8 protein-coding genes are annotated in these 12,158 nt (G+C 46.0%); all 8 read left to right on the forward strand.

Translation table 11 applies throughout. The features are described from left to right. The first annotated feature begins 215 nt into the window (after positions 1–215). The 8 genes from MSA64_RS10460 to MSA64_RS10495 all read left to right on the forward strand — a co-directional run bounded on the left by MSA64_RS10460 (position 216) and on the right by MSA64_RS10495 (position 12,111). Positions 216–764: a VanZ family protein gene (locus MSA64_RS10460; RefSeq protein ID WP_106491087.1), complete on the forward strand. Its 549-nt coding sequence runs from the start codon at positions 216–218 to the stop codon at positions 762–764. A gap of 155 nt (positions 765–919) precedes the next feature. After that, positions 920–1,771: a thymidylate synthase gene (gene thyA / locus MSA64_RS10465; protein ID WP_154431368.1), complete on the forward strand. Its 852-nt coding sequence runs from the start codon at positions 920–922 to the stop codon at positions 1,769–1,771. Between the two features lie 114 nt (positions 1,772–1,885). Further along, entirely contained in the window at positions 1,886–2,374 is a 489-nt protein-coding gene (locus MSA64_RS10470; RefSeq protein WP_287891547.1) for a dihydrofolate reductase, read from the forward strand. An 84-nt stretch (positions 2,375–2,458) separates the two neighbouring features. Then, a complete protein-coding gene (locus tag MSA64_RS10475; protein WP_287891548.1) occupies positions 2,459–3,796 on the forward strand; it encodes a 5-bromo-4-chloroindolyl phosphate hydrolysis family protein in 1,338 nt (445 codons plus the stop codon). 13 nt (positions 3,797–3,809) lie between these two features. After that, complete coding sequence (locus MSA64_RS10480; protein WP_118617579.1) at positions 3,810–4,943, forward strand: toxic anion resistance protein; 1,134 nt, start codon at positions 3,810–3,812, stop codon at positions 4,941–4,943. Between the two features lie 58 nt (positions 4,944–5,001). Then, positions 5,002–6,111, forward strand: coding sequence for a flavodoxin-dependent (E)-4-hydroxy-3-methylbut-2-enyl-diphosphate synthase (ispG, locus tag MSA64_RS10485; RefSeq protein ID WP_287891551.1), 1,110 nt, complete (start codon positions 5,002–5,004; stop codon positions 6,109–6,111). A 14-nt stretch (positions 6,112–6,125) separates the two neighbouring features. Continuing rightward, positions 6,126–10,787 (forward strand): PolC-type DNA polymerase III, encoded by a 4,662-nt coding sequence (locus tag MSA64_RS10490; RefSeq protein WP_287891549.1) that lies wholly within the window; start codon positions 6,126–6,128, stop codon positions 10,785–10,787. A 307-nt stretch (positions 10,788–11,094) separates the two neighbouring features. Continuing rightward, entirely contained in the window at positions 11,095–12,111 is a 1,017-nt protein-coding gene (locus tag MSA64_RS10495; RefSeq protein WP_287891550.1) for a prepilin-type N-terminal cleavage/methylation domain-containing protein, read from the forward strand. Positions 12,112–12,158: the final 47 nt, after the last annotated feature.

The raw sequence follows: 12,158 nt of genomic DNA on the forward strand, positions 1-12,158 counted from the left end.
GGGTCAGCTGACCCTCGTGAACCATAGCCGAAGTTAGCGGCTAGCTTAAAGTTGCCCTGCCCACGTCCCCGCCCCTGTGCTACTCTCCCTCTGCGTCCCTCCTGAATACACTCTCCTAACAAACTTTGACATAACCGCCTAAAAATGCTATAGTATAGACCAAATCTATTTCACCCAAAACCAACGAATCCAAAAATCAAAAAGGGGGCAAACCCATGTTTCATAAAGTCATCATCACCCTTCTGAAACCCTTATCCTTCCTCCCGGCTCTTCTGGTTATGTATATGATATTTTCTTTTTCGGCGCAGAACGGTACGGAGTCGGGTGATCTGAGTTTCAAAGTGAGTGTAAAACTGGTGGAAGTCGGATCAGAAGTGCTGGATATGAAACTGACGGACAGCGAGATTCAGATGTATGCGAACAAATACCATCATTATGTAAGAAAACTCGGCCATATGACCGAATACTGTGTCTTGGCGATCACGCTTTGTGTGCCGTTGTATGCGTACGGTGTGCGGGGCATCTGGCTGTATCTGCTGGCGGGATTGATCTGTGCCGGATTTGCGGCAACGGATGAATACCATCAGTCGTTTGTGGCCGGACGTGGGCCGTCGGTGCGGGATGTCTGCATCGATACGTTTGGAGCCATGATCGGCATCACAGGAACACAGATTGTCGGCTGGGCAGCCGTAAAGAGCACGAAAGAACTGGAAAGAGAGCGGAAACGCAAAAGAAAGCAGAAAAGAAGAAGGCAGAAACGCTGATCGGAAAAGAAGAACCGTGTTACTGGGAACGGAGTGAACAGTAAAACAGATGGGCGGAAGTGTCAGAATAAGATTGAATTAGGTGTATCGCTATATTATAATTAAATCAGTGATTTTGATCTGGCGAAGAGCCGGTTCGAAAAAGGAGGAAAGCAATGAGTTACGCAGATGATTTATTTATCCGCATGTGTCAGGATATTATAGATAACGGATTAAGTACGGAGGGAGAAAAAGTGCGTCCGGTGTGGGAAGATACCGGGGAGAGCGCTTACACGATCAAGAGGTTCGGTGTGGTCAACCGCTATGATCTTTCAAAAGAATTTCCGGCACTGACACTTCGGAGAACAGCACTGAAAAGTGCTTTTGATGAGATCCTGTGGATCTGGCAGAAAAAATCGAATAATATTCACGATCTGAACAGCCATATCTGGGATAGCTGGGCAGATGAAGACGGATCCATCGGAAAGGCCTACGGGTATCAGCTGGGAGTGAAGCACCAGTATAAAGAGGGCATGATGGATCAGGTCGACCGTGTACTGTATGATCTGAAAAACAATCCATACAGCAGAAGAATCATGACGAACATCTACGTGCATCAGGATCTGCACGAGATGAATCTGTATCCCTGTGCGTATTCGATGACATTTAACGTGACAAAAGAAAAAGACAGCGACAGACTGACACTGAACGGTGTGTTGAACCAGCGTTCTAATGATGTGCTGGCAGCGAATAACTGGAATGTCTGCCAGTATGCGCTGCTTCTGATGATGATCGCACAGGTATGCGATATGAAAGCGGGCGAACTGCTCCATGTGATTGCGGATGCTCATATATACGACCGCCATATCCCACTGGTAAAAGAGCTGATCAGCAGAGAAACTCATCCGGCACCAAAGGTATGGCTGAATCCGGAAGTCAAGGATTTCTATGCATTTACTGTGGAGGATCTTCATGTGGAAGATTATGTAACAGGACCACAGATTAAAAATATTCCGATTGCTGTGTAAGAAGATGATTTTTAATGCATTTTGGCTCGCAACGGTGAAGGTAGTGAGCAGTTACAAGCAGACAATGAGTCGGGAAAACAGAAAAATAAAAACGTATCAGACAGGAGAATAATAATGAATCTTATTGTAGCAGCAGATAAAAACTGGGGCATCGGAAAAGACAACAAACTTCTGGTGAGCATCCCTTCCGATATGAAATTTTTTCGTCAGGAAACCATGGGAAAAGTAGTAGTTATGGGAAGAAAGACTCTTGAAAGCTTTCCTAACGGTCTGCCGTTAAAAAACAGAACCAACGTGGTACTGACCAGGGATAAAAATTATCAGGTGAAAGATGCAGTGATCGTACACAGCATCGATGAAGTTCTGGAAGAACTGAAGAAATATGATGATGATGAGATCTACGTCATCGGTGGAGGAAAAGTTTATGAAGAACTGCTTCCATACTGTGATGTGGCGCATGTGACCAAGATTGATTTCGCTTTTGAGGCGGATACTCATTTTCCGAATCTGGACGAGGATCCGGAGTGGGAAATCACTGCATCCAGCGATGAACAGACGTATTTTGATCTGGAATATACATTTGTAAAATACGAGAGAAAGTAATAAGAAAAAAAGGCAACTGTGAGGGTACTGAAAAGTTGCGAAAAAAGAAAGCAACAGGAAAGACCGGGAGGACATTGGGTCAACATGGAAAAAAACGATTGGCAGGATCAGAAAAATAATAATGGAAGCGATTTTATGAAAGTTGTCCAGGATGCCATCAACAGCGGGGACTATCAGCAATTAAACGAGCAGGTGCGAAAGACAGTCAGTGCTTCCGTACAGGAAGTGTACAATATGGGTGGAAAACTGCAAAATGGTATTATGGAGGGGATGCGACAGGCAGGAAACGGACTGCAGGAAGGTCTGAAAGAGGGCATGAACAGTGCACAGCGGGAGTGGAGAGAGTCAGCAAATACAGGCTGGAAAAAAACAGAAGTGACATACCGTACGAATTACGGCAAAGATCATACACCGGCATATCAGGCGGGTGCCTGGAAGCGGACACAGCAGGGGAAACAGCTGCCGGCCATCTATGCACCGAATCCGCCGGGAAAAATCACAGGAACGATTCTTGCCATCACAGGATACTCTCTGACCGGTGTATTTGCACTCAGTACTATTGTGACAGGAATCGTGACAGCCATTTATCCCGGTGTACCGTCAATCATTGCAACCGCCACCGTGGGAGGCATTACAGCGGCAAGTCTCGGAATGGGAATCACCGGAACTGTGATCCGTGGCAGAGTGAAGAGATTCCGCCAGTACGTACAGCAGATCGGAGACCGGGCATACTGCAATATCAAAGAACTGGCCGATAAGACCGGAAAGACAGAAACTAAGGTTCGTAAGGATCTGAAACTGATGATTGAGAAAAGAATGTTTCTGCAGGGGCATATGGATCAGAAAGAAACCTGTCTGATCGTTACGGACGCGATGTATCAGCAGTATCTGGAGACGGAAAAACAGGCGAAAATCGTACAGATGCAACAACAGCAACAGAAAGAACAACGCTCCCGGATGCCGGAAGAGTGCAGAAAGATCCTGGAAGAAGGACAGGAATACATTACTTATATTCATAAGTGTAATGACGATCTTCCGGGAGAAGAAATTACCAGAAAACTGAGCCGTCTTGAAACTATCATCACCCGTATCTTTCAGGAAGTGGAAAAACAGCCGGAACTGGCTTCAGATCTGCGCAGATTTATGAATTATTATCTGCCAACCACAAGAAAACTGGTGGATGCTTATCGCGAGATTGAACTGGACAGCTTCAGGACAGAACAAAATGAAAAGACGAAAAAAGAGATTGAAGATACCCTGGATACGATCAATCAGGCATTCGAAAAACTGTTAAACAGTTTCTTTGAGGAACGTGCCATGGATATTTCTTCGGATATTTCCGTGCTGCATTCCATGCTTGCGCAGGAGGGACTGACTCAGGGGGCATTTGAGCAGAAAACGGGATATAAAGACCAAACATGAGAAGGAGAACGATATGAGTACACTGGATGAGATGGAGATGCCAACGCTGACCTTTGATCCGGCTCCGGAACCGGAAGAAAAGGCACCGGTAGTTCCGGTACAGGAAGAAAAAGCAAAACTGGATGACAGCATGTTAAATGATAAAGAACGTCAGATGGTGGAGAGTTTCGCAAAACAGATCGACCTTCATAACACCAACGGCATTCTGCAGTACGGTGCGGGAACCCAGAAAAAAATGGCCGATTTTTCTGAGAAAGCACTGGAAAATGTAAAAACCAAAGATCTTGGATCTGTGGGAGATATGCTGACGAATGTGGTGACTGAACTGAAGAGCTTTGATGCGCAGGAAGAAGAAAAAGGATTTTTCTCTTTTCTGAAGAAGCCGGTGGACAAAATCACCAGTATGAAGACAAAGTATGACAAAGTAGAGACAAATGTGGAAAAAATCTGTACAGCCCTGGAAGATCATCAGACACAGCTGATGAAAGATGTGGCGATGCTGGATCGGATGTATGAGCAGAATCTGCTGTATTTTAAAGAGCTTTCCATGTATATTCTGGCAGGAAAGAAGAAACTGGAAGAAGTAAAAACGACCGAACTGACACAGCTGATGGCAAAAGCACAGGCAAGCGGACAACCGGAAGATGCACAGGCAGTCAAAGATCTGACAGGGCTGTGTGACCGGTTTGAAAAGAAGATTCATGATCTGGAGCTGACACGTATGATCTCGATTCAGACAGCACCCCAGATCCGTCTGGTACAGAACAGTGATACCATGATGGTGGAAAAGATCCAGACTACGGTAGTGAATACGATTCCGCTGTGGAAGAGTCAGATGGTACTGGCTCTTGGCGTGGAACATGCCTCTCAGGCAGCACAGGCGCAGCGTCAGGTTACGGATATGACCAACGATTTGCTCAGAAAGAATGCGGAAGTGCTGAAAGTGGCATCTGTGGAAGCAGCGAAAGAGTCTGAGCGTGGTATCGTAGATCTGGAAACCCTGCAGAATACCAACGCATCTCTGATCTCTACCCTGGACGAAGTGATGCAGATCCAGGCAGACGGCAGAATGAAACGACAGGCAGCAGAAGTGGAACTTCGGAAGATGGAAGATGAACTGAAGAATAAGCTGCTGGAGATTCGATAGTTGTAAAATAAGGGAAATCAGAAGAAAGTAAACAGTGACAAAGATGGAATCATATCAGATGCATAAAAAGGATGATTTGTGCAGAAGAGAAAAGAAAAAGGAAGGTGCAGTGATGTATCGGGAACATACAAAAACAATTAAAATCGGAAATCAGGTGATCGGTGGCGGACATCCGGTGCTGATTCAGTCGATGACGAATACCAAAACAGAAGATGTAGCGGCGACGGTTGCGCAGATTCTGACACTGGAAAAAGCGGGATGTCAGATCATCCGCTGTGCTGTGCCGACGATGGAGGCTGCAAGAGCACTGGGAGAGATCAAAAAGCAAATTCATATTCCTCTGGTAGCAGACATTCATTTTGATTATAAACTGGCAATCGCAGCGATGAAAAACGGTGCGGACAAGATACGTATCAATCCGGGAAATATCGGAAGCCGGGAACGCATCCAGGCTGTGGTTGATGTGGCGAAAGAACGCCGGATTCCGATCCGTGTCGGTGTAAACAGCGGTTCGCTGGAAAAAGAACTGGTGGAAAAGTACCACGGAGTGACGGCAGAAGGTCTGGTGGAGAGTGCTCTGGATAAAGTAAAGATCATCGAGGATATGGGATATGATCAACTGGTGATCAGTATCAAATCCTCGGATGTTTTGATGTGTGCAAAAGCCCATGAATTAATTGCTCAAAAAACGGATTATCCGCTCCATGTGGGAATCACTGAGGCGGGAACTCTGTTTTCCGGAAATATCAAGTCTGCAGTAGGACTTGGTATCATTCTCTACCAGGGCATCGGCGATACAATCCGTGTATCCCTGACCGGAGATCCGTCAGAAGAAGTCAAATCAGCCAAACGGATCCTGAAAACACTGGGACTTCGAAACGGCGGCATCGAAGTCGTATCCTGTCCGACCTGCGGAAGAACGCAGATAGATCTGATAGGTCTTGCCAATAAAGTAGAAGATATGGTACAGGATATTCCACTGGATATCAAAGTGGCTGTTATGGGTTGTGTGGTAAATGGACCGGGAGAAGCAAAAGAAGCAGACATCGGAATTGCCGGAGGTAAAGGTGTGGGACTGCTGATCAAAAAAGGAGAGATTATCAAAAAAGTACCGGAGGATCAGCTCTTAGAGACACTCCGGGATGAGTTACTTCACTGGAATGCGTAAGTGGTGAATAAGACATGATGACAGAAAAAGATTTTTTAGATGTATTTCCCCAGTTGAAGGTGAATCCGGAACTGGAAAGCCTTCTTGGGGAAGTAAAAGTAATGAAAGTATCCATAAACCCGCAGAAGGACTGTCTGCGGGTTTATGTTCTGAGTAGACAGTGGATTCATAAAAAGCATATTTATCATCTGGAAGAGACAATTAAAGAACAGTTTTTTGCCAATGCACCTCTGCGGGTGAAAATCATCGAAAAATTCCAGCTTTCCAGTCAGTATACACCGGAAAATTTTCTGGATGTATATCGTCAGAGCATTCTGCTGGAATTAAAGCAGTACAGCGCACTGGAGTACAATATGTTCTATACAGCAGAGATTACGTTCAGTGATCCGGAGACGATGGAGCTGGTGATGACTGATTCGGTGGTCGCGAGAGACCGGGAACATGAACTGGTGCGGGTGCTGGAAAAAATCTTCTGCGAGCGGTGTGGTTTCAACCTGAAAGTACATCCGGCTTATCGGAAACCAGTGGAAAGTAAAGGAAGAAAGAACAGTGAGTTGAGAATTCTGGAGGAAGCCAGACAGATTCTGCTGCATTCTAAAGTCGGGAATAAAAACAGTGACCGTGAAGCAGGGGAAGACCTGTCCGGTCAGGGCATGGAAGCACCATTTGATGAAGACCGGATGATCGGGGCAGACGGAAAAGAACAGAGACCACAGGGGAAAAATCAACAGAATCAGGACACAGACGGTGGAAAACAGCCGGCAGCTGCACAGGAAAAAGGAAAAGAGGGGAACAAAGGCGGTTTCCGGGATCGAAACGGTGGAAAAAATGGTGGCCGTGGGAATTTTCAGAAAGGTCGTTACGGCGATGGACCACGTCCTTTGAAACGATCCGACAACCCGGATGTGATCTATGGAAGGGATTTTGATGACGATGCCATCACCATTGATTCTATTGCCGGAGAGATGGGAGAGATTACGATCCGCGGACAGGTAACTTCCGTGGAAGCCAGAGAAATCCGAAACGAGAAGACTATCTATATGTTCAACATCACGGACTTTACAGATACGATTACCGTAAAAATGTTTCTGCACAACGAACAGGTGCCGGAAATCAGTGGGGCCATCAAAAAGGGTGCCTTCCTGAAGCTAAAAGGTGTGACCACCATCGATAAGTTCGATCATGAGATCACCATCGGTTCCCTTGCAGGTATCAGGAAAATCAGTGATTTTACCACCAGCCGTATGGATAACAGTCCGGAAAAGCGAGTAGAGCTGCACTGCCATACGAAAATGAGTGATATGGATGGGGTTACGGATGCAGGCGTTCTGGTAAAACGCGCCTACAAATGGGGACATCCGGCCATCGCGATCACAGACCATGGAGTAGTACAGTCCTTCCCGGAAGCCAATCATGCCTATGACGATATTGTCAGCGATTACCGAAAACAGTACCAGAAAGATCACCCGGAAGCGACAAAGGATGAGATGAAACAGGTGTATCCGCCGTTTAAGGTAATTTATGGTGTGGAAGCCTATCTGGTGGATGATGTGAAAGGCATGGTTACCGGAAGCAGGGGACAGAGTCTGGATGATCCTTATGTGGTGTTTGATATCGAAACCACCGGTTTCAGTCCGGTGGCTAACCGGATCATCGAGATTGGTGCGGTTCGAGTGGAAGAGGGTTCCATCGTGGATCGCTTTTCCGTCTTTGTCAATCCGCAGGTGCCGATTCCATTTAAAATCGAACAGCTGACCGGCATCAATGACAGCATGGTTGTGGATGCAGAGACCATAGAAGAAGTTCTGCCAAAATTCCTGGAATTTTCCAAGGGTGCGGTCATGGTGGCACACAATGCCGGATTTGACATGAGTTTTATCATCGAAAACTGCAAACGCCTTGGAATCGAACAGGATTTTACTTATGTGGATACGGTAGGTCTTGCCCGGATGCTTCTGCCGGGACTGAACCGGTTCAAGCTGGATACAGTGGCGAAAGCACTGAATATTTCTCTGTTGAATCATCACCGGGCAGTGGACGATGCGGCCTGTACGGCGGAAATTTTTGTAAAATTCATTAAAATGTGTAAGGAACGAGACATCTTTGATCTGAATGTATTAAATGAGGCCGGAAAACTCTCCGAGCATACCATCAAAAAACTGCCGACCTATCATGCGATTATTCTGGCCACCAGCGAGATTGGCCGGGTTAATCTGTATCGTCTGGTGTCAAAATCACACCTGGAGTTTTACAATCGGCGGCCCAGGATCCCAAAGAGTGTGTATCTGCAGTATAACGAAGGACTGATGATCGGATCTGCCTGTGAGGCGGGAGAACTTTTCCAGGCGATTTTAAGGGATGAACCGGAATCAGAGATCGCCCGTCTGGTGGAATTCTATGATTATCTGGAGATCCAGCCAATCGGCAACAACATGTTTATGGTGCGGGATGAAAACCGGGATAATGTAACCTCCGAGGAAGATCTTCGGGATCTGAACCGACGGATCGTGAAACTGGGAGAACAGTTTAAAAAACCTGTGGTTGCCACCTGTGATGTACATTTTATTGATCCCGAGGATGAAGTCTACCGGAGAATCATCATGACCGGAAAGGGATTCAGCGATGCAGATGATCAGGCACCGCTGTATCTGCGGACCACAGAAGAGATGTTGAAGGAATTTGAATATCTGGGTGCGGAGAAAGCGGAAGAGGTTGTTATCACAAACCCGAATAAAATCGCGGATATGTGTGACCGGGTCTGCCCGATCCGTGACGGTAAATTTCCTCCGGTTATTGAAAACTCGGATCAGATGCTTCGTGATATCTGCTATAATGAGGCTCATGCGATCTATGGACCGGATCTTCCGGAGATCGTATCGGCACGGCTGGAGCGGGAACTGAACTCCATCATCTCCAATGGATATGCCGTAATGTACATCATTGCACAGAAACTGGTTTGGAAGTCCAACGAGGACGGGTATCTGGTAGGTTCCCGTGGATCCGTAGGATCATCCTTTGTTGCCACGATGGCGGGAATCACGGAAGTCAATCCGTTAAGTCCTCACTATCTGTGCGGAGAGTGCTATTATGTGGATTTTGATTCCGACGAAGTGAAAACATATTCCGGCCGTGCCGGTTGTGACATGCCGGATAAGATATGCCCGCGGTGTGGAAAACCATTGAAGAAAATGGGGTTTGATATTCCGTTTGAGACTTTCCTGGGATTCAAGGGAAACAAAGAGCCGGATATCGACCTGAATTTCTCCGGTGAGTATCAGAGTAAGGCACATAAATATACAGAAGTAATCTTTGGTGCGGGACAGACTTTCCGTGCCGGAACGATCGGTACGCTGGCGGATAAGACAGCGTTCGGTTATGTGAAAAATTATTACGAAGAGCGTGGTGTGCACAAGAGAAACTGCGAGATCGACCGGATCGTGCAGGGATGCACAGGTATCCGTCGTACCACCGGACAGCATCCGGGCGGTATCATCGTTCTTCCTTTTGGTGAAGATATCAACTCCTTCACTCCGGTACAGCATCCGGCAAATGATGTGAATACCGATATTATCACCACCCATTTTGATTACCATTCTATCGATGCGAACCTGCTGAAGCTGGATATTCTGGGACACGATGATCCGACCATGATCCGTATGCTGGAAGATATCACCCATTTTGATGCTCAGCAGGTGCCGTTGGATGATCAGAGTGTCATGTCCCTGTTCAAGAGTACGGAGGCACTGGGAATCACACCGGATGATATTGGCGGCTGTCCACTGGGCTGTCTTGGGATTCCGGAGTTTGGTACGGATTTCGTTATCCAGATGCTTCTGGATACCAAACCGGAATCTTTTTCAGATCTGATCCGTATCTCCGGTCTGTCCCATGGTACCGATGTGTGGCTGGGTAATGCACAGACATTAATAGAGGAAGGAAAAGCGACCATTTCCACGGCCATCTGTACCCGTGATGATATCATGATCTACCTGATCAATAAGGGACTGGAGAGTGAGCTTTCGTTTACCATCATGGAGAGCGTCCGTAAAGGTAAGGGACTGAAACCGGAGTGGGAAGAGGAGATGAAAGCCCACGATGTGCCGGACTGGTACATCTGGTCATGTAAGAAGATCAAGTACATGTTTCCGAAGGCTCATGCGGCAGCCTATGTTATGATGGCGTACCGGATCGCGTATTATAAGATCTTCTATCCCCTGGCTTACTATGCGGCTTACTTCAGTATCCGTGCTTCTGCATTTTCCTATGAACTGATGTGTATGGGACGGGAACGGCTGGAGTATTATATGGCAGATTATAAGAAACGAAGTGATACGCTGACGAAAAAAGAACAGGATACCGTAAAAGACATGAAAATCGTACAAGAGATGTATGCGAGAGGGTTCTCGTTTACGGAGGTGGATCTTTATAAGGCACAGGCGCACCGCTTTCAGGTTGTTGACGGTAAGTTGATGCCGGCTCTGGACAGTATCGAAGGACTGGGAGATAAAGCGGCTGATGCGGTGGTGCTTGCGGCGAGAGACGGCCAGTTTTTGTCAAAGGATGATTTCAGACAGCGGACGAAGGTCAGCAAGAGTGTGATTGATTTTATGGATGATCTGCATATCTTCGGGGATATACCGGAGTCGAATCAGATTTCGTTGTTTGATTTTCAATAAAAAATGTTGTACAGGTTGAAGATAACTTTCAGAAATAAAAGGAAGAATAGCAAAAATCGGAAAAATATGTACAAATATTAATAAAATCAATTGACTTACAAAAATATTTTATTATTATAATAATATAAAATAGAAAAGCACTTTTATATGGCACAGAAATATAGCTGTATGGGAGTGCTTTTATCGCATATGCAGAGTGCAAAGTATCATCGTTTTATGAGAAAAATCTGCATATAATAAATATTCCGTAGACAATATACTGCGAGGTGCCGAACAGTTACAAAGAAACAGTAAAAGGTGACAGAAAATGAGCAGACAAAAGAAAAAAGGATTTACTCTTGTAGAACTTGTGGTGGTACTGGTGATCATGACGGTCATCCTTGGTATCGCAATTCCATCGGTTTTGCACTATATGAAAATGGCAGAATTCCGAAAAAATGAGGAGAATGCGAAGACGGTGTATCTGGCTGCAGAGTCGAAGCTGACTTATTATCGCAGTTCCGGACAGTGGGAAGAGTTCAAAAAAGAAGTGATGAGCCAGGGAAAAGAAGCACCGTTTACAGATAGTAAACGGAAGGGAAAAATCTATGGAATCACGCTGGATAAAGAACATGACGGGGCATCGGCGTCAAATAATGCAGTTCTGGGTCTTCTCGACGGATATACCTATGACAAAAGCATGCTGGATGCATCGATTGCCATTGAGATTGATATTGAGTCGGGAGAGGTTTACTCTGCGTTTTATGGAACCCGATGCAAGGGACTGAACTATGCAAGTCAGGATGGCAACGGTTATCTGACTATGGCAGACCGTGAATACAAGAGCCGCAAAGACAGGGTACTCGGATATTATTCCGTGGAAGATACAGTCAATGTTGTGGCATTGAAACCGACGAGGCTGAAGATGAATACGATTTCTCTGCTGAACGGTGAAGTCCTTTCTTTGAACTGGTCAAGTAATGTAGGAAACCGTCTGGATGTGGAATATGATATCCAGTTTTATCAGAAAAATGGAAAAGATAAGGAAGACAGTCTGCTGTTTTCCATGGCGGTAGCACCGGCACAGCTTCGAAGCGCAGGGTGGGATACGGACAGTTCAAAAGCCAGGAATATGGTTCCGGTGGAATTGAAAGATGTGGAGGGAAAAAGTGCGGGTACCTGGTATTTTCCGATTACTTTTCTTGAAGCAGAATTGGAAGAATTATCCATTGATGCTTCTATTATCCAGGCGCGCCAGCATAGTGCCGGTGCAAAAAAAGGGGGCCTTCAAATGAAATCGGGTATAGCCGTGGAGAAGCCAGCACCAAAATCCATGCGGCAGTAGATGCCTATGGATATCCAGTTTATTTAATGATCAGTGAGGGACAGCGT

Source organism: Oliverpabstia sp. (genome assembly GCF_022785585.1).
Lineage (GTDB): Bacteria > Bacillota > Clostridia > Lachnospirales > Lachnospiraceae > Oliverpabstia > Oliverpabstia intestinalis.

Excerpts from the sequence above, each read along its gene's own strand:
- MSA64_RS10460 (WP_106491087.1), top strand. The coding sequence starts at position 216 with ATGTTTCATAAAGTCATCATCACCCTTCTGAAACCCTTATCCTTCCTC.
- thyA (WP_154431368.1), top strand. The coding sequence starts at position 920 with ATGAGTTACGCAGATGATTTATTTATCCGCATGTGTCAGGATATTATA.
- MSA64_RS10470 (WP_287891547.1), top strand. The coding sequence starts at position 1,886 with ATGAATCTTATTGTAGCAGCAGATAAAAACTGGGGCATCGGAAAAGAC.
- MSA64_RS10475 (WP_287891548.1), top strand. The coding sequence starts at position 2,459 with ATGGAAAAAAACGATTGGCAGGATCAGAAAAATAATAATGGAAGCGAT.
- MSA64_RS10480 (WP_118617579.1), top strand. The coding sequence starts at position 3,810 with ATGAGTACACTGGATGAGATGGAGATGCCAACGCTGACCTTTGATCCG.
- ispG (WP_287891551.1), top strand. The coding sequence starts at position 5,002 with ATGCATAAAAAGGATGATTTGTGCAGAAGAGAAAAGAAAAAGGAAGGT.
- MSA64_RS10490 (WP_287891549.1), top strand. The coding sequence starts at position 6,126 with ATGATGACAGAAAAAGATTTTTTAGATGTATTTCCCCAGTTGAAGGTG.
- MSA64_RS10495 (WP_287891550.1), top strand. The coding sequence starts at position 11,095 with ATGAGCAGACAAAAGAAAAAAGGATTTACTCTTGTAGAACTTGTGGTG.